Here is a 20,679-nt window from a genome sequence, read left to right on the forward strand (position 1 = left end):
GAAGAACGCTGCTCTCTGCTCCGCGCTATGCCGCGGACGGGACTGCTTTCCTGATGAAACAGACACGGTCGTTGCAACTCCCGAAATTCTCAGGTGTTGCAACGACCGCTAGAACCCGCCAGCTCCAAACGGGCAGTTTCTGTTATCTCGGTGAAGGAGAGCGGAACTAGGAGGCGTAGATGCCTGCCATCCAGTCCTCGACGTCGGAAGGATCACGAGGCAGCGCGGCGCTGAGGTTCACGGCACCGTCAGCAGTGATCAGGACGTCGTCTTCGATCCGGACGCCGATACCGCGGTACTCCTCGGGGATGGTGAGATCCTCTTCCTTGAAGTAGAGGCCGGGCTCGATCGTGAAGACCATGCCCTCCTCGATGATGCCGTCCAGGTAGAGCTCGCGGCGGGCCTGGGCACAGTCGTGCACGTCCAGGCCCAGGTGGTGGCTGGTACCGTGCGGCATCCAGCGGCGGTGCTGCTGGCCGTTCTCGGAGAGGGCTTCTTCCAGCGGCACGGGCAGAAGGCCCCAGTCCTGCAGGCGCTCCGCCAGTACACGGACTGCGGCGGCGTGGACGTCGCGGAACTTGTTGCCCGGCTTGGCAGCAGCGAAACCTGCGTCGGCGGCGTCGAGCACTGCCTGGTACACGCGGCGCTGGACCTCGGAGAAGGTGCCGTTGACCGGCAGGGTGCGGGTGATGTCCGCGGTGTAGAGGCTGTCGGCTTCCACCCCTGCGTCCAGGAGCAGCAGGTCTTCCGCCTTCACCTCGCCGTTGTTGCGGATCCAGTGCAGCACGGTGGCGTTGTTGCCTGAGGCGGCGATGGTGTCGTACCCAAGGTCGTTGCCTTCTTCCCGGGCCCGGGCGAAGAACGCGCCTTCCACCACACGCTCACCGCGGGGGTGGGTGATGGCGCGGGGCAGGATCTTCACGACTTCGGTGAAGCCGTTGACGGTGGCAGCGACGGCTTCCTTCATCTGCTCAATCTCCCAGGCGTCCTTCACCAGGCGGAGCTCGGAGAGTGCTTCGGTAAGCTCCTCGTCACGAGCGTCGAGCGCGCTGAAGTCCATGTTGTCCGGGTCCATGGCCGTGTTGTAGCGGACGGTGTCCACCAGGGCATCGACCATCTCGTCGACCTTGCGCAGCAGCCGGACGGAGATACCGCCGAACTGCGGATCGCCCACGTTGGACGTGATGGCGGTTTCAGCTTCTGAGAGGTCGCGGGTGCGCAGGCCAACCAAGGCGCTGACTTGTTCCAGGTTCAGGCGGGAACCGATCCAGAACGCACCGTAGCGGGCGTTCGAGTAGAACTCTTCGCTGTCAGTGCCGGCCAGCGGACGGAAGTACAGGGTGGCGTTGTGGTGGCCGCCGTCGTCGCCGGTTCCCTCTTCGACCGGTTCCATAACCAGGACGGCGTCGGGCTCATGGTCCAGGCCCAGCCCGGTGAGGTGGGCGAACCCGGAGTGCGGGCGGAAGCGGTAGTCAGTGTCATTGGAGCGGACCTTCAGCGGGCCGGCGGGAATAACCAGGCGCTCTGACTTGAAGCGCTCGGAAAGCGCACGGCGGCGGGCGGCGGCGTGCGGTGCCACCGCGGACTGCTCCGGAAGCTCATCGGACGCGGACGCCCAGCCGGAGGACATAAAGTCCTTGAACGCCTGCGATGTAGGGCGCTGGGAACGGTTGTTCACGCGGTCCTCAAGCGGCTGTCCCTCGGACAGTTCCTCGAGGCCGGACTCGGCGGGGTTCATTGAATTGGCTTCAGTACTCACCTGTCTATGCTCTCACCGGCAGTTAACAGGGCCAAACATGCCCCGCCCGGAGCGGGGCGCCCGCGCCGGATCTGCGCGGGAAACCGCGTAGATTGGTGGTGTGAGAATCGACCTGCACACCCACTCCAATGTCTCCGACGGAACTGAAGCGCCGGGAGCCGTGATGGCCTCCGCTGCTGCTGCCGGCCTCGACGCCGTCGCACTGACGGACCACGACTCCACAGCAGGCTGGGGCGAGGCAGCCGAAGCGGCGCGGGGACTGGGGCTGGTGTTCATCCCCGGGATGGAGGTGTCCTGCCGGACGGCGGACGGAATCAGCGTGCACGTCCTTTCCTATCTGCACGATCCGTCCCATCCCGGACTGCTGGCCGAGATCGCCAAGTCCCGTTCGGCCCGGGTCAACCGGGCGGAACGCATGGTGGAACGCCTGGCTGAGGACTATCCGATCAGTTGGGCAGACGTGCAGGAGCAGGTGGCCCCGGGAGCCACTATCGGACGGCCGCACATAGCCGATGCGCTGGTCGCAGCCGGCGTGGTGCCGTCACGGTCTGCTGCCTTCGCCGGAATCCTGACCGGACGCTCACGCTATTTCGTGGCGCACTATGCCCCTGATCCCGCGCATGCGGTGCGCCTGATCCGCGACGCCGGCGGAGTGCCCGTTTTCGCCCACCCCGAGGCATCCGCGCGCGGACGCGTGGTGGGAGAGCAGACGTACCTGGAAATGATCGACGCCGGGCTGGCCGGCGTGGAGATCGAACACCGGGACAACCCGGAAGACGGCCGCGCCTACCTGCGCCGGCTGGCGGCTGAGCATTCGCTGCTGGTGACCGGGTCCAGCGACTACCACGGAACCGGTAAACCGAACCTGCTGGGGGAGAACACGACCAGCGCCGAGGTACTGGAACGCATTGAGGAACTGGGCACAGGGACGCCCGTGGTCCGGCCCTAGCCTCATCGGTTCGCCGGTGCAGCCCGGCTAGAGCGCGGCAGGCTCTTTGCCGGGAGCTTCGGGTTCCTCTGCGACAGGTGCCGCGGGAGCTTTCGGCGCCGGAGCACGCCGGGTGCGGACCCGCTTGGGTTTTGCCGGGACGACGACGGCGGCAGCGTGCCCTAGCCGCCGCTCCATGACCTCGATCGCCTGGGGATTGGCGTCGACGCAGACGAACCGGCGGCCCAGCTTGTCCGCCACTGCTCCCAGCGTTCCGGAGCCGGCAAAGAAATCCAGCACCCAGTCGCCTTCGCGGCTGGAGGCAGCCACGGCACGGCGCAGCAGGCCTTCCGGCTTCTGCGTCGGGTAACCGGTTTTCTCCCTGCCGGTGGGAGAGACAATCGTGTGCCACCAGACATCGGTGGGCAGCTTGCCCAGCGCGACCTTTTCCGGCGTCACCAGGCCCGGAGCCATGTAGGGCTCCCGGTCCACCTCGGTGTTGTCGAAGTGGTAGGCCGCCGGGTTCTTCACGTACACCAGGATGTTGTCGTGCTTGGCAGGCCAGCGGTTCTTGGCCCGGCCGCCGTAGTCGTACGCCCAGATGATTTCGTTGAGGAAACAGTCGCGGCCAAAGAGCGCATCGAGCATCACCTTCACGTAGTGCACCTCGCGGTAATCGAGGTGCACGTAGAGGGTGCCGTCATCAGCCAGGAGCCGCCAGGCCTCAGCCATGCGCGGTTCGAGGAACGCCCAGTAATCCTCGAATGCATCGTCGTAACTGGAGAGCAGGCCCTTGACCGTGGTGTAGCTGCGGCCCTTGAACCCCGTCCGGTCTCCGGCGCCCTCGGTGCTGCGGACCATGGTGGTCTGCTGCCGGCGCTGGGCACGGCCGGTGTTGAACGGGGGATCGACGTAGATCAGGGTGAAGGAGCCGTCCGGCAGGGTCGGCAGATAGTCCGCATTATCTGCATGGACTATCAGCGACCCGCCGTCCGGCGTCCAGTTAGGTGTGCTCATCCGTGTGGAGGTAATCCCGGCCTATTCGGCGGCGGGTGCCTTGCTGACTACCTCGCCGTTGCGGCGGCGGGTACGGCTGCGGCTGCGGCGCGGACGGTCGGACTTGGCAGTCTCGCCGGCTGCGGCGGGAGCCTCAGCGGATGTCTCCGGGCTGCGGCGGGCACCCTCGCGTGAACCCTCACGGGAGCCGCGGGCGCGGTCGGAACTGCGTCCGCTCCGCTCGGAGGAACGGCCGCCGGAGCGCTGGCCGGAGTCGGACCGCGGAGCGCGGCGGCCGCCGGACTTGCCGGTTTCGCCGAGGTCTTCCAGCTTCTCCGCGTCGATGCCTGCCAGCACACGCTTGTTGCGCGGCAGCCGTCCCTTGGTTCCCTCGGGGATGTCCAGATCGGTGTACAGGTGCGGGGAAGAGGAGTAGGTCTCGAGCGGCTCGGCCTGGTCCATGCCCAGGGCCTTGTTGATCAGGCCCCAGCGCGGAACGTCGTCCCAGTCGACGAACGTGACGGCCGTTCCCTTGTTTCCGGCACGGCCGGTGCGGCCGACGCGGTGCAGGTACGTCTTCTCGTCTTCGGGGCACTGGTAGTTGATCACGTGCGTGACGTCGTCGACGTCGATGCCGCGGGCGGCGACGTCGGTAGCGACCAGCACGTCGACCTTTTCGTTGCGGAAGGCACGCATTGCCTGCTCGCGGGCGCCCTGGCCCAGGTCGCCGTGGATGGCTGCTGCCGCGAAGCCGCGGTCCACCAGTTCCTCGGAGAGCTTGGCCGCGGTGCGCTTGGTCTTGGTGAAGATGATGGTGCGGCCGCGTCCGCGGGCCTGCAGGATGCGCGCCACGACTTCACTCTTGTCCAGGTTGTGGGCCCGGTAGACAACCTGGCGGATGTCCTTCTTGGTCAGGCCTTCGTCTTCGGGATCAGCGGCGCGGATGTGGGTCGGCTTCGTCATGTACCGGCGGGCCATGGCGACGACGGGGCCGGGCATGGTCGCGGAGAAGAGCAGGGTCTGGCGGGCGGCCGGCGTGGCTGCCATCAGCGTTTCGACGTCGGGCAGGAAGCCCAGATCGAGCATCTCGTCGGCCTCATCGAGCACGACTATCCGGACGTTCTTCAGCGAGAGCTGGCGCCGGTTGTGCAGGTCGATCAGGCGCCCGGGGGTGCCGACGACAATTTCCACGCCTGCTTCGAGGGCTTCGATCTGCGGCTCGTAGGCCCGGCCGCCGTAAATGGTGACAATCCGGGCGCCGCGGCGGCGTGCCGCCGTCGTCAGGTCACTGGCGACCTGGACCGCGAGTTCACGGGTGGGAACAACGATCAGTGCCTGCGGTGCTCCCGGGGCGGGGAGGGCGTCGTAGCCCTCGTCGGCAGGGGCCACTACGCGCTGCAGCGCGGGGATGCCGAAGCCGAGGGTCTTGCCCGTGCCCGTCTTTGCCTGGCCAATGATGTCGTGTCCGCCCAGGGCAACCGGCAGCGTCATTGACTGGATCGGGAAGGGGTGCGTGATGCCGGCCTCGGCGAGGGAGTCGACAATCTCGCTCCGGACGCCAAAGTCGGCGAACGTCAGTTCGGGGATTTCGGCCGCTGCATCAGTCGTTGCGATGGTTTCGGTGACGTCGAGTTCTTCGTTGCTGTCATCAGCGGTCAGCTGCGAGTCGCTGACCTGGGAAAGTTCAGTGTTCAATTACATACCGTTCAGTTAGGCATTCTGCGGCGCCGCGCTCGACGAGAGGGCATAGGGCCCATCCCGGAGCGGATGGCGCGCAGGTGATGCGTCCAGCGGAAGCCGATCGCGGGCTAAGGACTGCTGGCCACTCCAACTGCATTCTGCAAAGGCAGCGGCCGGAAAATATCAAGTTCGCGTAGGTACTGCGGGTCTCACAGCCGATTGGTTAGTGTCTCCAACCGGCATTTCATGAAGGATTTCAAGAAGTGGGAACGACCGGGCATCCATTTACTACCATTCCAGTCTACCCGGTACGGCCGCAACGGGCCGCATTGGGCTTGCCAGCGAGTTTGGATCCGGTGCCGCCCCTGGAACCGTCTGGCAGCCACCTCCCCGGTGGGGGCAGCGACGGAGTTTGACCGGGCTTCAGGCACGCCGGCGGCTGAGAGCGGGGACACACCGGTACGCTGGGCGTATGAGTGAGAACAACGCAGCATCGGCAACGGGGCAGGCTCCGGCCCCCGGTACTCCGGACGCCTACCGGCAGTTCCTTTCGGACCTGCTTGGCGTCATCGCCTACGGCGAACTCTCCGCCTTCGAGCGGATGTCCTCGGACGCGCGTTTCTCGCCAAGCCTCCGGGACCGCGCTGCGCTTGGCAGGCTGGCGGTGCGCGAATACAACAACTTCGAACGGGTTACGGCCCGCCTGGAGTCGATGGGAATCAATGCCGAAGACGCCATGGCGCCCTTCCAGCAGTCCGTGGACGCGTTCCACGACCGCACTCGTCCGGGAGACTGGTACGAATCCCTGATGAAGTTCTACGTCACCGACGCGATCTCGGATGATTTCTATGCCGCCCTGGGCTCCCTCCTGGACGCGGAGAACGCAGAGCTGATTGCTTCGCTGCAGGAAACCGGCAGCGAAGCGCCGGGAGATGTCCTGTTCGTGCGGCTGCAGGAGTCGCTGAAGGACGACCCGCGCCTGGCCTCGCGCCTGGCGCTGTGGGGACGCCGCCTCGTGGGCGAAGCCCTCACGCAGGCCCAGCGGGTGGTCATCGAACGGGCGCTGCCCCAGGGCCTGGACGGGTTCCTCAGCCGCGAGGAGTTCGACGCCCAGCTGCGTGAACTCTTCAGCCAGCTGACGCGCAACCATTCCCGGCGCATGTCACTGCTCGGGCTCACCGCCTGATCCGGACGCGGCTTGTGGCGCCGGTTCCCGGACCCGGGTGCCGGCCGCCTGTAGCGTTGATGCCGGGCACGCATGCCAGAGCGGCCTGCCGGGGCCGACGGACCATTCCGGTGTGACGGTTCAGCAGAGATTCGGCGGGGGAGAGGTATGAGATCGAATTCCAGCGCCCTGATGCGCCGGATCCTCTCGGCGGTGACCGCTGCCGCCGCGGTCGCGGGCATGGCGGGATGCGGAGCAGCCCCGGCACAGCGGCCGCTACCCGCGGTGGCTGCCCCCGTCCCTCCTGTGGCGGGCACCGAACCCGCTCCCCAGCCTCCGCCTCCGCAGGGAGTGCCGGCCGATGCCTGGGCCGCACGGGAGGAATTCGTGCAGATGCGTGTGGAGAACGGGCGGCCGCTGCCGGGTCCGGCGGAAGAACCGGTATGTTCGCTGCCCGGGCCGGGCTGCTATTTCTCCTACGGCGGCGAGACCCTGGTGTGGTCAGCGGAGACGGGGATGCGGGCGCTCCGCACAGAGGTCTTCCAGCGGTGGAAGTCCTCGGTCCGGTCCCTGGGCTGGCCGGTGACGTCCGAGTACAGCTTTGGCGGCGACCGCCGGACGGACTTCCAGAAGGGCACTTTGATGTTCTCCCCGCGGCTGGGACGGATCATGTCCTATGAACCCGCAGTCGAGAAAACCGCCGTCGTCATCGGGGATTCGCAGGCTGGGCGGGATACCTGGGTGGGTAAAGGCCTGGCCTCGCTGGGGTACACCCCGGTGGTCCTGGGTGCAGGCGGAACCGGGTACACCAGGGGCAACGGCACGGTGCACAGCTATCCGGAAGCCCTCGAAGCCGAGGAATGGCTGCTTCCCTGGGGCAACCCCGGACTGGTAGTGGTCCAGGGAGGAGGCAACGATGCGTACGGACCGGGAAACACCGAAATCAGGCACAATGCCGTACAGCTGATCAGGGAGCTGAAACGGACCTACCCGGAAACCCGGATTGTGATGGTTGGCGTTATCGGCGACGGCAAGGGCCGCCGGGCGGAGATCGACAGCCTGCTGGCCCGGGTCGCGGCCGAGCAGGGACTCGATTTCCTGAGCCCCAGGGACTGGTGGAAGCGTTACTCCCTGGGCTCGAAGCTGGACGACGGCCTTCATCTGGGAAAGGCCGGGCACGACGCCGCTGCCCCGGTTTTCGCGCGGGAGCTCAAGACGGTCCTGGAACGGGGAAGGAACGGCTGAAGCTAGAGCTTCAGGATGCGCTCGCGTTCAGCGTTGTCCCGGGGAAGGCGGCGGGACACTGTGAGCAGGGCTGCTGCCACCGCAGCAGCCGGTCCCGCGATGACGGGCAGGGCCCAGGTCAGCCAGGAAAAGGCCGCGCTGGTTACGGCCGGCGTGAACTGCAGGATGATCCACACGCCAAGTCCTGCTGCCAGGGAAATCCCCGGCAGCAGGAGGATGCCGTAGGTGCTGCGGCGCGGATCAGCGCCCCAGACGATGAAACCTGCTGCCGCCGTGGCGGCGGCAGCAAGCAGCATTTCACCCACGATGCGCTAGAGGGCGCCGAATCCGACGCGGCGGACTTCTTCAGCACCGATTTCCACGTAGCCGATGACTCCTGCCGGAACAATGATGAGGCGTCCCTTTTCGTCAGTCAGACGCAGTTCCTTCGAGCCCTTGATTGCTTCGGCGACGGTGTCGGCGACCTGGTCCGCGCTCTGCCCGGACTCGAACACGATCTCGCGTCCGACGTTCTGGATACCGATCTTTACTTCCACCGTGGTGCCTCCTGTTTAAATGAACTCAAGTGGGGATGAATCTACTCTAGATTTCCTTGGGGAAGCGGCTGATTCCGCGCCAAGCTAAACGGTAGACCAGCTCACTGGCAGCATCGATGTCCAGGTCGCCGTCGGTTTCGAGCCAGTAGCGGGCGCTGACCTGCGCCATCCCGGCCATGGCCCGCCCCAGCAGGGTGGCTTCAATGTGGGACAGCTTGGTGTCTTCGGCGATCACGTCGGCGATGTCGCTGGCGAAGCGTGCGTTGAACTCCTCGATCCGTGAGCTGACCTCGTCGTCGCTCGTCAGGTCGGATTCGAAAACCAGCCGGTGGCCCTGGCTGTCCTGTGCCACGAAACGGAAATAGGCACGCATGGTCTCCCGCACGCGCAGCTTGTTATCCGTCGTTGAGGTCAGAGCGGTCTGGAGGAACTGGGTCAGGGTGTCCAGATGATCGTCCAGGAGGGCGAGGTAAAGCTCCCGCTTGCCGGGGAAATGCTGGTACAGCACAGGTTTGCTCACCTGGGCAGTGTCGGCGATTTCGTCCATCGCAGCTCCGTGGAAGCCGCGGCTGACGAATACCTCCTGCGCCGCGCGCATCAGCTGCCGGCGCCGTTCTTCCCGGGGGAGCCGGGTGGACTTGCCGGCGGGCTGGTTGCTCACGTGTAAGGGACCTCTCGAATTCCGCCCGGGCGCCTGGCCCGGGTCACGGAACAACAGTTTACCCGCGGGTAACACTGATGGAAGGCAACCGGGGCCGACCCGCTTGGGCCGGAGCCTCGAATGAAGTCCGCAGGAGGCATAGATTGGTTTCCATGAGCATCGAGACGGCAACAGTGCTGCCACCTCTCACCGACCCGGCCCAGGAGCTGAGCAGGGACGAAAAGGAACGCTATTCCCGGCACCTTATTCTTCCGGGATTCGGCACTGAGGGGCAGCTGCGCCTGAAGAATGCCAGGGTGCTGGTGATCGGCGCAGGCGGACTGGGTTCGCCGGCGCTGCTCTACCTGGCCGCCGCCGGAGTGGGCACGCTCGGAATCGTGGACGACGACGTCGTCGACACCTCCAACCTGCAGCGGCAGGTGATCCATGCCGTGCACGACGTCGGAACCTCCAAGGCGCGTTCCGCCAGGGACAGCGTGCTGGCCCTGAACCCCCTGGTGGAAGTGGTGCTCCACGAAGTCCGCCTCGATGCCCAGAACGTGCTGGAGGTTTTCGCCGGCTACGACCTGATCCTGGACGGAACGGACAACTTCGCCACCCGCTACCTCGTCAGCGACGCGGCGGAGATCCTGGGCAAGCCATGTGTATGGGGCTCGATCCTGAGGTTCGACGGACAGGTCAGCGTCTTCTGGTCGCAGCACGGACCGACCTACCGGGACCTGTATCCGGAGCCCCCTGCACCCGGGGCGGTTCCCTCCTGCGCCGAGGGCGGTGTGCTCGGAGTCCTGTGTGCACAGATCGGCTCGGTCATGGTCAATGAGGCCATCAAGCTGATCACCGGCACGGGCCGGGCACTGCTCGGCCGGCTCCTGGTCTTCAACGCCCAGGACATGAGCTGGCGGGAAGTGGGCCTGCAGCGTGATCCGGAGCGGGAACCGGTTACCGGGCTGGTCGACTACCAGGCGTTCTGCGGAACCGGACCCGTGCAGGCCGCCGGCGTGCCCGGGATCAGCGCCCCGGAACTGGCTGGGCTCCTGGAGCAGCGGGCAGCGGGCGAAGTGGATTTCGACCTGCTCGATGTGCGGGAACCCGGAGAGCACCAGATTGTGAGCATTGACGGCGCCCGGCTTGTTCCGCGCGCACGCATCCTTGCCGGGGAGGACCTGCCGGGGCCGGGGCGAACGGTGTACGTCCACTGCAAGTCCGGGGGAAGGTCAGCGGAAGTGACGGCATTCCTGCGGTCGAGGGGATACGGCAGTGCCTTCAACGTGGACGGGGGAATACTCGACTGGGTCCGTACCGTGGAGCCGGACAAGCCGGTCTACTAGCCCCCGTGTAAGGGGCGGGTCCGCTGCAGTTCGCCCGCGGAAGCCGGCATCAGGCAGACTGGGCCGTGTCCGTGGAATCGTCATTGGGCTTGTCCGCGGCCTTTTCCCGCGGCTGGTCCACGGTAAGGCCGTAGATGGCCTCAAGGCCGCGGATGTAGTCTTCCTGCTGGCCGCTGGCGGCAAGCTCACGGGCGCGTACCGCGGGGACGTGAAGCAGTGCCTTAACCATCCGCCGCATGGCGAACTCAACTTCCTCTGCAGCACCCGTGCATCCGTGCTGGGCCCGGACCTTTTCGAGTTCCTTGTCCAGGACACCGAGGGTGTGCCGCCGAAGGGCAACAATCGCGGAATCCAGTTCCCGGCTCAGCTGTGCTTCGGAGAATGCCTGTGCCGCGTCGGTGACTATCCGGTTGGCCTGCTGGAGGGATTCGGCCTGCTCGGCCGGTGCCGCCAGGCGAACGGATTCGAGCGTGATCAGGTCCACGCCGTCGAGCTCCCGGACAGCGGGATCGAAGTCGTGGGTCAGCGCCAGGTCGATGATGACCAGCGGCTGCGGGGATTCGGCACGCACCCGGCGGATGTCCTCGGCGCTGACCTGGTTCTCCGAACCTGAGCAGCCGATCACCACGTCGGCGCGGGCAACGGCGTCGCCGAGGGATTCACGGTCCAGGGCCGTCCCGCCGCGGGAAGCGGTGAAGGATTCGGCACGTCCCGAGGACGAGTAGACCGAAATGTCGGTACAGCCGCGCTCCTTGAGCAGGGCCATGGTTGCACCGGCGTAGGCGCCCGTGCCGAAGACCACTACGGACTTCTTCCGCCAGTCGGCGTCGGCCGAAAGATCGGTCGCCAGTTCCAGGGCAACCGAGACGATCGAGAGGCCGCGCTTGCCCAGGGCGGTCAGGGCGCCAACGTCCTTGGCGGTGCGTGATGCGGTCTGGAACAGGCGGGTAAGGGTTCCGCTCGCGGTGCCTTTGTCCTGCGCCTCGATCAGGGCGCGCCGTACCTGTCCGGCGATTTCGCGTTCGCCGACCACGGCCGAGTCCAGCCCGGCACCGACGGCGAAGAGGTGCTTGGCGACGTCCTGGCCGGTATTGGTGATGAAGGAACGGGAGACGAGGTCCTCATCAAGGCCGGAATGCCGGCTGATCTCGGCGATGGCAGCAGAGCGGGCAGCTTCGACGTCCGCTTCGGAGCGGGCTTCGCAGTACACCTCAAAGCGGTTGCAGGTGGCCAGGACTACGGCCCCGGCAACGGCAGGGCCGTTTTCCAGCAGGGAGGAGGGGACCTTGGGCGCGCCGGCGCTAAGCCGAGCGACGGTTTCCAGGTCTACGTCAGAATGGGTCGCGATGAGGGATAAGAGAACCACAGTGGCTTAATACTAGCCACCCGGAAGGCAAACGGTGTTATTCGCGACGGCGGTCACAGGTGATTTGGGCCGCATCTTTCCCCTTGAAACACGGCCCCGGAGTGCCTGCGGGCGGCCCGGTTATCCTTCGAAGCGAATTTTCGAGAGAATCTAAATATGACTCTCAGCGCCTCTCATCCGCTCATGGATGGCCGCACGGCCGATTCCCCGCTCATTGCCGCCTACCGCGGCAAGACTCCGTCCCGGCGTCCCGTTTGGTTCATGCGGCAGGCCGGCCGGTCGCTGCCGGAATACCGGAAGGTACGGGAAGGCATCGGGATGCTTGAGTCCTGCCTGCTTCCCGAGCTCGCGTCCGAGATCACCCTGCAGCCGGTCCGGAGGCACGACGTCGACGCCGGCATCTTCTTCTCCGACATTGTGATTCCGCTGAAGCTGGCCGGCGTGGACGTGGACATTGTTCCCGGTGTCGGCCCGGTGCTGGGTGCGCCCGTGCGCACGGCAGCCGACGTCGCGGCGCTGCCCGAACTCACCGACGAGGCACTGGCGCCCATCCGCGAGGCCGTTGCCCTCACGGTTGCCCAGCTCGGTTCCACGCCACTGATCGGGTTCGCCGGAGCCCCGTTTACCCTCGCTGCGTACATGGTGGAGGGCAAGCCGTCGCGTGACCACCTGGGTCCGCGGACGATGATGCATGCTGATCCCGAGACCTGGCAGGCACTGACCAACTGGGCAGCAGATGCCTCCGGAAAGTTCCTCCGCGCGCAGCTTGAAGCCGGCGCCAGCGCAGGCCAGCTCTTCGATTCCTGGGCAGGGTCCCTCGGCCTTGCCGACTACACCTCCAAGGTTGCCCCTGCCTCAGCCCGGGCACTGGACCACGTCCGCGGCCTCGGCGCTCCGCTGATCCACTTCGGCACCGGCACCTCCGAACTGCTGGTCGCCATGCGGGACGTGGGGGTCGACGTCGTTGGCGTTGATTACCGGCTGCCGCTGGATGAAGCCAACCGCCGGCTCGGCGGCACCGTCGCGCTGCAGGGAAACATTGACCCCGCGCTGCTCGAAGCGCCGTGGCCGGTGCTGGAAGCCCACGTCCGGCAGGTCCTGGAAGCCGGCGCCGGCGCGCCGGGCCACGTCGTGAACCTGGGTCACGGCGTTCCTCCCGAAACGAACCCCGAAGTCCTGACCCGGGTGGTGGAACTCATCCACTCAGTGGAGCCGTAACCATGCCGGGATCCCGCAAAACCCCGAGCCAGTCCCCGCAGCTGCCCACGGCCGTTGTGGTTGGCGGCGGCATCTCCGGGCTAATCGCAGCACGTGACCTCGCCCGCGAGGGGTTCTCGGTGACCGTGCTGGAAGCGGCAGAAAGCTTCGGCGGCTGCGTTGGCACCCACCGCGTCGCAGGACTGGACCTGGACAGCGGAGCAGAGTCCTATGCCACCCGCTCGCCGGCGGTTCCCAGGCTGCTCGAAGAACTGGGGCTGCAGGAGCAGATCTCGGCACCGGATCCTGCCGGCGCCTGGCTCCAGCTGGGCGGACCGGACCCGGCGAAGGCCGCCCAGCGCATGCCCCAGACCGGGCTGCTGGGCATCCCCGCGGATCCGAGGGCGGAGGAAATCGCACGGGCCATTGGACGCACGGGCGTTGCCCGCGCCGCCCTTGACCGGGTGCTTCCCGTCGCTCCGCTGCTGCGCCGCGAAAAAATCAGCCTGGGCGAGGTAGTCCGCTCCCGGATGGGCGAAGCGGTGCTGAAGCGGCTGGTCACCCCGGTGGTCGGCGGCGTCTACTCCGCGGATCCCGACGTCCTGGACGCGGACTCGGTGGCACCCGGGCTGCGCAAGGCCATGGCCGAGCACGGCTCCCTGGGTGCTGCGGTCGGTGCGCTGCGCCGGGCCGCCCCTGCCGGTTCGACCGTCGCGTCCCTGAAAGGTGGAATGGGCACGCTCACCAGTGCGCTGACAGCGAACCTGGCCGAGCTCGGCGCCAGCCTGCTCGCGGGCACTCCGGCCACCCGGATCGAACGCACGGGCAGCGGTTTCCGGGTTTACACCGAAGCAGGCAGCCACGACGCCGATGCCCTGGTGGTTGCCTCGGACGGCCCCGGCGCCGTGGATCTGCTGACGCCGTCAGTCCCTGAGCTTGCCGCTTTCCGCCCCGGACCGGGGCCCGGCGTGGCCCTGGTAACGCTGGTGGTGGACAAGCCTGAGCTTGACGCTGCTCCGCGGGGGACCGGGGTGCTGGTTGCCCGTGACGCCGAATCCGTGCAGGCAAAGGCCCTGACGCATGCCACGGCCAAATGGCAGTGGCTGGCCGACTCCACCGGCCCCGGAACGCACGTGCTGCGCCTGTCCTACGGCCGCGGACTGGGCCCGGGGCAGGAAGCGGATGTGACCGCACTGCGTCCGGATGCCGACCTGTTTGCTGCCGCACTGGCGGACGCATCCGTGCTGCTTCAGGTGCCGGTCGACGAAGCGGACGTCATCGACTGGGACGTTGTGCGCTGGGTCGGTGCCCTGCCCTCAGCCACGGTTGGCCATGCCGAACGGGTCGCGTCCGTGCGGGCGGCCGTCGCGGAAGTCCACGGCCTGGAAGTGGTGGGTGCCTGGCTCGCCGGAACGGGCCTGGCAGCGGTGACTGCCGATACCCGCTACCGGACGGCCCACCTGGCCGAGGCCGTGAAATGATAAAAATGTTCTACGCTTTGTAGAAGTTCCGTATTCGCCTAAGCCTGCCTGAACCGGCAGACTGTAAGTCATGAGTGAGTCCATGGGTCAGAACGCACCAGCCGAAGCCGAAACACAAGAACAGTTCTTCACACTTTGGACCGTTTTCAAGCGGTCAGATCTTCCCCGCGAGACCAGCAGCGGCGCCTTGGGCGCTTTCGAGGAACTCGTTGGCAGCTTCGCTGCCGAAAACGTCACACTCCGCGGAATCTACGACGTCTCCGGCATGCGTGCCGACGCAGACATCATGGTCTGGCTGCACGGCGGACAGGCCGAAGCGCTGCAGGCAGCGCTGCGGGAGATCCGCCGCTCCGAACTGTTCGCAGGCACGGAGATCGCCTGGTCGGCCATGGGTGTCCACCGTGACGCCGAGTTCTCCAAGAACCACTGGCCGTCCTTCGCCCGGGGCATCGACCCCGAAGCGTGGATCTGTGTCTACCCGTTTGTCCGATCCTACGAGTGGTACCTGCTGCCCGCGGAAGAACGCGGCAAGATGCTCCGCGACCACGGCATGCTGGGCCGGGAGTTCCCGCAGGTCCTGGCAAACACCGTGGCCTCGTTTGCGCTGGGCGACTGGGAATGGATCCTGGGGCTGGAAGCCCCCAACCTGGTGGACCTGGTGGACATGATGCGCCACCTGCGCTCCACCGAAGCGCGCAACCACGTGCGTGAAGAAATTCCCTTCTACACCGGACGGCGCATCTCCGCCGCCGAAGTTTCCGAGGTGCTTCGATGACTTCTCTTTCGACCCCCGCAGGTTTTGACCCCATGGAAGGCGTCAGCGAGGACGGCGTCATGGCTCCGGCCGAATATGACGCGATCCTCCTCGCCTCCTTCGGCGGCCCCGAAGGCCAGGAGGATGTCATTCCCTTCCTGCGCAACGTCACCCGCGGCCGCGGCATCCCCGACGAACGGCTTGAGGAAGTGGCAACCCACTACCGGGCCAACGGCGGCATCAGCCCCATCAACGAGCAGAACCGCGCGCTGAAGGCAGCCCTCGAAGGCGAGCTGGACCGCCGCGGCATTAAGCTGCCGGTTCTCTGGGGCAACCGCAACTGGGCTCCGTACATCAAGGACGTGCTGCAGGAAGCCCACGACGCCGGTTACCGCCGCCTGCTGATGGTCACCACCAGCGTGTACTCCTGCTACTCCTCCTGCCGCCAGTACCGCGAAGACCTGGGCATCAACCTGGTTGAGACCGGACTGGACAAGAAGCTGCAGGTGGACAAGGTCCGCCAGTACTTCGACCACCCCGGTTTCGTGGAGCCCTTCGTCGAAGGCGTGCGCGACTCCCTGGCCAAGGTACGCGAACAGCTTGCCGCAGCAGGCAAGGACAACGGGAAGATTGAAATCCTGTTCTCCACGCACTCCATCCCCACCGCCGACGCCGAGGCCGCCGGCCCGCGCGACGTCGAGTTCGAAGAAGGCAGCGCCTACGTTGCCCAGCACCTGGCAAACTGCCGTGCCATCATGGACCGCATCCCGGAAGCCGCAGGCCTGGACTGGCAGCTGGTCTACCAGTCCCGCTCCGGCTCCCCGCACACTCCGTGGCTTGAACCCGACATCAATGACGCCATCGCCGAGCTGCCGGCCAAGGGCGTAGAAGGCGTCGTCATTGTGCCGCTGGGCTTCGTCAGCGACCACATGGAAGTCATCTGGGACCTGGACACCGAGGCCATGGAGACCTGCTCCGAGCTTGGACTGGCGGCACACCGCGCACCGACACCGGGCATCCACGAAAAGTTCGTTGCCGGCATCGTGGACCTGATCTGCGAACGCACCGTCGAGAACAACATTGCCGACCGCCCCGCGCTGACGAACCTCGGCCCCTGGTACGACGTCTGCCGCCCCGGCTGCTGTGCCAACCTGCGCGGCGAGAAGCCGACGATCGCCGGTGCCGACTCCACGGTGGGAAGGCCGTAGTGGCGCATTCCCCGGTGCTGATCGGTACCCGCGGCTCCGCCCTTGCCGTCACGCAGACCACCACCGTCGCCAATACGCTGGCCGAACTGGGCGGCTTCGACGTCGACCTGGTACGCGTCCGGACCGAAGGAGACGTGAACCGTGCTGCTCTTTCGCAGATCGGCGGAACGGGTGTCTTCGTGGCAGCCCTGCGGGAATCGCTTCTCGCCGGGGACTGCGACGTCGCCGTGCACTCGCTGAAGGACCTGCCCACGGCTGAAGCGGACGGGCTGACCATCGGGGCCGTTCCGGCCCGCGTGGATGTTCGCGACGCACTCTGCGCGCGGGACAACCTCACGCTGGCCCAGCTTCCCGCAGGCTCGAAGATCGGTACCGGCTCGCCGCGCCGTGCCGCGCAGCTGCGGGCAGCGCGTCCGGACCTGGAGATCGTCGACATCCGCGGCAACGTGGACACCCGCCTGGGCCGAGTCGCCGGGCTGGTGGAGGGCGCACCCGGCGATTTGGATGCCGTTGTCCTGGCAGCAGCCGGGCTCACCCGCCTGGGCCGCCTGGACATGGTCTCCGAATTCCTGGATCCCGCAGTCATGCTGCCGGCGCCGGGACAGGGGGCGCTGGCTGTTGAGTGCCGCACCGCCGACGCCGCCGAAGGCCCGCTAAGCCGGGCACTGGCAGCCTACGACGACTACGCGAGCCGGATGGCCGTTACCGCCGAACGGGCGCTGCTGCAGCGCCTTGAAGCCGGCTGCACGGCACCGATCGGTGCGCTGGCACGCGTCACGGACCAGGGCCTGGCACTTGAGGCCGTTGTCTGCAGCGACGACGGATCGCAGGTGCTGCGGAGGTATTCGTCCACATCGCAGGCCGACGAAGACGGTGCGCGGGCACTGGGCATCCGCATGGCGGAAGAGCTCCTGGCAGCAGGCGCAGCGGACCTCACCGACCTGGCATCCTAAGCGGCTTAGGACAACTCGGATGAGCGGAGAACGCGGCACGCCGTCCACACCCGGACCGGGAACCAGCTCTGCGGGGAACCTGGCCGGAACGGATGTGGTGCTGCTGCGTACGCCGGACCGTGCCGGCCCCATGGCTGCCGAGCTTCGCGCCCGCGGGGCACACGTGCGGCTACTGCCCCTGATCGACTTCCAGCGTCCTGCGGACACCGAACCGGTGTCCGCAGGGCTGCGCGGACTCGGGCAGGGGGAGTTCGACTGGATCATCCTTACGTCCGCAACTACTGTCCAGGCCCTCAGTGCGGCTGCTGAGCCCCTTGGCGTTCCCTTTGCCGAGCTCTGCGGCGGCACCCGGGTGGCTGCCGTTGGAGCCGGCACCAGCCGCGCGCTGGAAGCCGCCGGAATCTGCGTGGACCTGATGCCCGCCCAGGACCAGTCCGCGCGCGGTCTTGCTGCCCTGTGGCCCGCCCCGGGACCGGGAAGGAACCGGATCTTCCTGCCGCAGGCAGACATCGCGAATCCGTTCCTGCGCACGGCGCTGTCCGGAGCAGGCTGGGATGTCCTTGCAGTGCCCGCCTACGAAACCGTCGATTATCCGGCCCCCGGTGACCTCCAGGTCAGCCCCCGGGGCAAGACGGCGGAAACGGACCTGCTGACTCCGCCGGATTACCGGGCCTGGGCTTCGGCCCGCCCCGAAGGCACCGGTGCGCACGCCGTCGTCGTCACCTCACCGAGCACCGCCCGGCGCTTCGTCCGCGGTGCCCTCCAGCCCGGAACCTCCCTGCTCGTTGCCATCGGAGATCCCACGGCTGCTGCGCTGCGGGACCTGGGCCATCCGGCCGCCGCCACGGCCCGGCATCCCACCCCCGCCGGCATAGCCGACGCAGTCCACGCGGCAATGACAGCCCTCGATCTCCACGATGTCCCAAACCCTGACCCGGAAGGCAGAGAACAGCCATGAGCTTCCCCCAGCACCGCCCCCGCCGGCTGCGGACCACACCGGCCATGCGGCGGATGACCGCCGAATACCGCCTGGACCCGGCAGAACTCGTCCTTCCGGCCTTCATCCGGGAAGGCCTCACTGAGCCCAACCCCATCACCTCGATGCCCGGCGTTGTGCAGCACACCACCGAGACGCTCAAGCGCGCCGCTGCGGAAGCCGTTGAACTCGGCGTCGGTGGCATCATGCTCTTCGGCATTCCGGCAGAGCGCGACGCCGCAGGCAGTGCCGGAACCGACCCGGACGGCGTACTGAACAAGGCAATCGCCGACGTCCGTGCCGAGGTCGGAAACGACCTGGTGATCATGAGCGACGTCTGCCTGGATGAGTTCACCGACCACGGCCACTGCGGCGTGCTGGACGAGAACGGCGTCGTGGACAATGACACAACCCTGGAGATCTACGGCCGGATGGCTGTGGAGCAGGCGCGCGCCGGAGCCCATGTGCTGGGCCCGTCCGGCATGATGGACGGTCAGGTGGCCGTCATCCGCCAGGCGCTTGACGAAGCAGGGTTCCAGGACGTGTCCGTGATTGCGTACGCCGCGAAGTACGCCTCGGCGTTCTACGGGCCGTTCCGCGAAGCCGTTGACTCGCAGCTCAAGGGCGACCGCCGGACCTACCAGATGGACGCCGCCAACCGGCGCGAAGCCCTGCTGGAAGTCGAACTGGACCTCGAAGAAGGCGCAGACATGGTCATGGTCAAGCCGGCCATGAGCTACCTGGACATCCTTGCCGACGTGGCCGCGATGTCCCCGGTTCCCGTAGCGGCTTACCAGATCTCCGGTGAATACGCGATGATCGAAGCTGCGGCTGCGAACGGCTGGATCGACCGCCGCCGCGCCATCGAAGAATCCGTCCTCGGCATCAAGCGTGCCGGTGCCAACATCATTCTCACGTACTGGGCCGCCGAGCTGGCTGCCTGGCTGAAGGAAAGCAAGTAATGACCTCCACTGTCTCCTCCGAAGAGCTCTTTGACCGCGCCCGTGCCCTGATGCCCGGCGGGGTGAACTCACCCGTGCGCGCGTTCGGCTCGGTGGGCGGCACGCCCCGCTTCCTGGTCTCCGCCAAGGGTCCGTATGTCACCGACTCCGAGGGCCGCGAATACGTGGACCTGGTCTGCTCCTGGGGTCCGGCCCTGGTGGGCCACTCCCACCCGGACGTCCTGGCAGCGGTGCACGCCGCCGTCGACCGCGGGCTCTCCTTCGGCGCCTCCACACCGGCAGAGGCCGAACTCGCGGCACTGGTGATGGACCGGGTGAAGCCGGTCGAGCGGCTGCGCATGGTGTCCACCGGTACCGAAGCCACCATGACCGCCGTACGGCTGGCCCGCGGCTTCACCGGCCGCAACCTGGTCATCAAGTTCGCCGGCTGCTACCACGGGCACCTGGACGGACTGCTGGCCTCCGCCGGCTCCGGCGTCGCCACACTGGCACTGCCCGGTTCCGCCGGCGTCACCGCAGCCACGGCTGCGGAAACCCTGGTGCTGCCGTACAACGACGTCGCTGCCGTGGAGGCTGCGTTCGCCGAGCACGGAGCGGACATTGCTGCGGTCATCACCGAGGCTGCTCCCGCCAACATGGGTGTTGTGACCCCGGCGGAGGGCTTCAACGCAGCCCTGTCCCGCATCACCACCTCCCACGGAGCGCTGCTGATCCTGGATGAAGTCCTCACCGGTTTCCGCACGTCGCCGGCCGGCTACTGGGGCCTGACCGGAGAGAAGGAAGGCTGGTCCCCGGACCTGTACACCTTCGGCAAGGTCATTGGCGGCGGCATGCCCGTGGCAGCCCTGGGCGGCCGCGCCGAGGTCATGGAATACCTTGCGCCGCTCGGCCCGGTGTACCAGGCCGGCACCCTCTCCGGTAACCCGATCGCCATGGCCGCAGGCGTGGCCACGCTGACCGCGGCGACGCCCGAGGTTTACGCAAACATTGACGCACGCTCGGCGCAGCTGTCCCAGGCTGTCTCCGAAGCGCTCTCGGCCGAAGGCGTGAACCACAGCGTCCAGCGCGCCGGCAACCTGTTCAGCATTGCTTTCGGCACTGCGGAGCACGGGGTGCACGACTACGCTGACGCCCTGGCCCAGGAGGCGTTCCGGTTCAAGCCGTTCTTCCATTCGATGCTGGACTCCGGCGTCTACCTGCCGCCGTCGGTCTTTGAGGCCTGGTTCCTCTCCGGTGCGCACGACGACGCCGCGATGGACCGGATCCTGGCGGCCCTGCCGGCAGCAGCGAAGGCAGCAGCGGCCGCCCAGCCGTAGCTTCCCCCTCATCCAGATGACAGAAACTGCCCGTATCAGCACGGCGGGTTCTAGCGGTCGTTGCAACACCTGAGAATTTCGGGAGTTGCAACGACCGTGTCTGTTTCATCAGGAAAGCAGTCCCGTCCGCGGCATAGCGCGGAGCAGAGAGCAGCGTTCTTCGTGGTC

Annotated in this window: 19 protein-coding genes; 12 read left to right on the plus strand and 7 right to left on the minus strand. The window is 66.9% G+C overall.

From position 1 onward, the window contains the following. Window positions 1–166 precede the first annotated feature (166 nt). Window positions 167–1,738, minus strand: coding sequence for an aminopeptidase P family protein (locus tag NGB94_RS16410; RefSeq protein WP_325791801.1), 1,572 nt, complete (start codon window positions 1,736–1,738; stop codon window positions 167–169). A gap of 121 nt (window positions 1,739–1,859) precedes the next feature. On the opposite strand from NGB94_RS16410, the gene NGB94_RS16415 reads away from it, so the two are divergent. After that, the gene (locus tag NGB94_RS16415) at window positions 1,860–2,708 is read left to right on the plus strand and encodes a PHP domain-containing protein (protein WP_325791783.1); all 849 of its coding nucleotides are present in this window, start codon (window positions 1,860–1,862) and stop codon (window positions 2,706–2,708) included. Between the two features lie 27 nt (window positions 2,709–2,735). Here the strand turns inward: NGB94_RS16415 and NGB94_RS16420 are convergent, their stop codons facing one another. Further along, a complete protein-coding gene (locus tag NGB94_RS16420; protein ID WP_325791784.1) occupies window positions 2,736–3,704 on the minus strand; it encodes a DNA-methyltransferase in 969 nt (322 codons plus the stop codon). Between the two features lie 21 nt (window positions 3,705–3,725). After that, entirely contained in the window at window positions 3,726–5,378 is a 1,653-nt protein-coding gene (locus NGB94_RS16425; protein WP_325791785.1) for a DEAD/DEAH box helicase, read from the minus strand. Between the two features lie 457 nt (window positions 5,379–5,835). Here NGB94_RS16425 and NGB94_RS16430 point away from each other — a divergent pair, with 457 nt between their 5' ends. Continuing rightward, a complete protein-coding gene (locus NGB94_RS16430) occupies window positions 5,836–6,549 on the plus strand; it encodes a ferritin-like fold-containing protein (protein WP_325791786.1) in 714 nt (237 codons plus the stop codon). Window positions 6,550–6,696: 147 nt separating this feature from the next. After that, window positions 6,697–7,773 carry an SGNH/GDSL hydrolase family protein gene (locus tag NGB94_RS16435; RefSeq protein ID WP_325791787.1) on the plus strand — a complete coding sequence of 359 codons (1,077 nt, stop codon included), beginning with the start codon at window positions 6,697–6,699 and terminating at the stop codon, window positions 7,771–7,773. Between the two features lie 2 nt (window positions 7,774–7,775). Here the strand turns inward: NGB94_RS16435 and NGB94_RS16440 are convergent, their stop codons facing one another. The 3 genes from NGB94_RS16440 to NGB94_RS16450 are packed head-to-tail and all read right to left on the minus strand — an operon-like array spanning window position 7,776 to window position 8,970. Next, entirely contained in the window at window positions 7,776–8,069 is a 294-nt protein-coding gene (locus NGB94_RS16440; protein ID WP_325791788.1) for a hypothetical protein, read from the minus strand. A gap of 15 nt (window positions 8,070–8,084) precedes the next feature. After that, the gene (locus tag NGB94_RS16445) at window positions 8,085–8,309 is read right to left on the minus strand and encodes a DUF3107 domain-containing protein (protein WP_325791789.1); all 225 of its coding nucleotides are present in this window, start codon (window positions 8,307–8,309) and stop codon (window positions 8,085–8,087) included. A gap of 46 nt (window positions 8,310–8,355) precedes the next feature. Then, window positions 8,356–8,970 carry a TetR/AcrR family transcriptional regulator gene (locus NGB94_RS16450; RefSeq protein ID WP_226802292.1) on the minus strand — a complete coding sequence of 205 codons (615 nt, stop codon included), beginning with the start codon at window positions 8,968–8,970 and terminating at the stop codon, window positions 8,356–8,358. 152 nt (window positions 8,971–9,122) lie between these two features. Between NGB94_RS16450 and moeB the strand changes: the two genes are divergently transcribed. Further along, the gene (moeB, locus tag NGB94_RS16455; RefSeq protein WP_325791791.1) at window positions 9,123–10,298 is read left to right on the plus strand and encodes a molybdopterin-synthase adenylyltransferase MoeB; all 1,176 of its coding nucleotides are present in this window, start codon (window positions 9,123–9,125) and stop codon (window positions 10,296–10,298) included. Window positions 10,299–10,347: 49 nt separating this feature from the next. Here the strand turns inward: moeB and NGB94_RS16460 are convergent, their stop codons facing one another. Further along, on the minus strand, window positions 10,348–11,664 hold the full coding sequence (locus NGB94_RS16460) for a glutamyl-tRNA reductase (RefSeq protein ID WP_325791792.1): 1,317 nt from the start codon (window positions 11,662–11,664) through the stop codon (window positions 10,348–10,350). A 156-nt stretch (window positions 11,665–11,820) separates the two neighbouring features. On the opposite strand from NGB94_RS16460, the gene hemE reads away from it, so the two are divergent. From hemE to hemL, 8 genes are all read left to right on the plus strand, one after another. Continuing rightward, window positions 11,821–12,882: a uroporphyrinogen decarboxylase gene (hemE, locus tag NGB94_RS16465; protein WP_325791793.1), complete on the plus strand. Its 1,062-nt coding sequence runs from the start codon at window positions 11,821–11,823 to the stop codon at window positions 12,880–12,882. 2 nt (window positions 12,883–12,884) lie between these two features. Continuing rightward, window positions 12,885–14,342 carry a protoporphyrinogen oxidase gene (gene hemG / locus NGB94_RS16470; RefSeq protein ID WP_325791794.1) on the plus strand — a complete coding sequence of 486 codons (1,458 nt, stop codon included), beginning with the start codon at window positions 12,885–12,887 and terminating at the stop codon, window positions 14,340–14,342. A gap of 70 nt (window positions 14,343–14,412) precedes the next feature. After that, on the plus strand, window positions 14,413–15,117 hold the full coding sequence (hemQ, locus tag NGB94_RS16475) for a hydrogen peroxide-dependent heme synthase (RefSeq protein ID WP_325791795.1): 705 nt from the start codon (window positions 14,413–14,415) through the stop codon (window positions 15,115–15,117). Then, complete coding sequence (locus NGB94_RS16480) at window positions 15,114–16,304, plus strand: ferrochelatase (RefSeq protein ID WP_325791796.1); 1,191 nt, start codon at window positions 15,114–15,116, stop codon at window positions 16,302–16,304. The genes hemQ and NGB94_RS16480 overlap by 4 nt, the downstream gene beginning before the upstream one ends. Continuing rightward, window positions 16,304–17,257 (plus strand): hydroxymethylbilane synthase, encoded by a 954-nt coding sequence (gene hemC / locus NGB94_RS16485; RefSeq protein WP_325791797.1) that lies wholly within the window; start codon window positions 16,304–16,306, stop codon window positions 17,255–17,257. The genes NGB94_RS16480 and hemC overlap by 1 nt, the downstream gene beginning before the upstream one ends. Before the next feature lie 19 nt (window positions 17,258–17,276). Next, window positions 17,277–18,215, plus strand: coding sequence for a uroporphyrinogen-III synthase (locus NGB94_RS16490; RefSeq protein ID WP_325791798.1), 939 nt, complete (start codon window positions 17,277–17,279; stop codon window positions 18,213–18,215). After that, window positions 18,212–19,195, plus strand: a complete 984-nt coding sequence (gene hemB / locus NGB94_RS16495) for a porphobilinogen synthase (protein ID WP_325791799.1) — start codon at window positions 18,212–18,214, stop codon at window positions 19,193–19,195. Before NGB94_RS16490 ends, hemB begins: the two co-directional genes overlap by 4 nt. Further along, window positions 19,195–20,511: a glutamate-1-semialdehyde 2,1-aminomutase gene (hemL, locus tag NGB94_RS16500; protein WP_325791800.1), complete on the plus strand. Its 1,317-nt coding sequence runs from the start codon at window positions 19,195–19,197 to the stop codon at window positions 20,509–20,511. Before hemB ends, hemL begins: the two co-directional genes overlap by 1 nt. Window positions 20,512–20,679 lie beyond the last annotated feature (168 nt).

Source organism: Arthrobacter koreensis (assembly GCF_035792275.1).
GTDB lineage: Bacteria > Actinomycetota > Actinomycetes > Actinomycetales > Micrococcaceae > Arthrobacter_B > Arthrobacter_B koreensis_A.

Excerpts from the sequence above, each read along its gene's own strand:
- hemL (WP_325791800.1), top strand. The coding sequence starts at position 19,195 with ATGACCTCCACTGTCTCCTCCGAAGAGCTCTTTGACCGCGCCCGTGCC.
- NGB94_RS16480 (WP_325791796.1), top strand. The coding sequence starts at position 15,114 with ATGACTTCTCTTTCGACCCCCGCAGGTTTTGACCCCATGGAAGGCGTC.
- NGB94_RS16420 (WP_325791784.1), bottom strand. The coding sequence starts at position 3,704 with ATGAGCACACCTAACTGGACGCCGGACGGCGGGTCGCTGATAGTCCAT.
- NGB94_RS16435 (WP_325791787.1), top strand. The coding sequence starts at position 6,697 with ATGAGATCGAATTCCAGCGCCCTGATGCGCCGGATCCTCTCGGCGGTG.
- NGB94_RS16430 (WP_325791786.1), top strand. The coding sequence starts at position 5,836 with ATGAGTGAGAACAACGCAGCATCGGCAACGGGGCAGGCTCCGGCCCCC.
- NGB94_RS16440 (WP_325791788.1), bottom strand. The coding sequence starts at position 8,069 with ATGCTGCTTGCTGCCGCCGCCACGGCGGCAGCAGGTTTCATCGTCTGG.
- hemE (WP_325791793.1), top strand. The coding sequence starts at position 11,821 with ATGACTCTCAGCGCCTCTCATCCGCTCATGGATGGCCGCACGGCCGAT.
- NGB94_RS16410 (WP_325791801.1), bottom strand. The coding sequence starts at position 1,738 with ATGAACCCCGCCGAGTCCGGCCTCGAGGAACTGTCCGAGGGACAGCCG.
- NGB94_RS16490 (WP_325791798.1), top strand. The coding sequence starts at position 17,277 with ATGAGCGGAGAACGCGGCACGCCGTCCACACCCGGACCGGGAACCAGC.
- hemG (WP_325791794.1), top strand. The coding sequence starts at position 12,885 with ATGCCGGGATCCCGCAAAACCCCGAGCCAGTCCCCGCAGCTGCCCACG.
- hemQ (WP_325791795.1), top strand. The coding sequence starts at position 14,413 with ATGAGTGAGTCCATGGGTCAGAACGCACCAGCCGAAGCCGAAACACAA.
- hemB (WP_325791799.1), top strand. The coding sequence starts at position 18,212 with ATGAGCTTCCCCCAGCACCGCCCCCGCCGGCTGCGGACCACACCGGCC.
- moeB (WP_325791791.1), top strand. The coding sequence starts at position 9,123 with ATGAGCATCGAGACGGCAACAGTGCTGCCACCTCTCACCGACCCGGCC.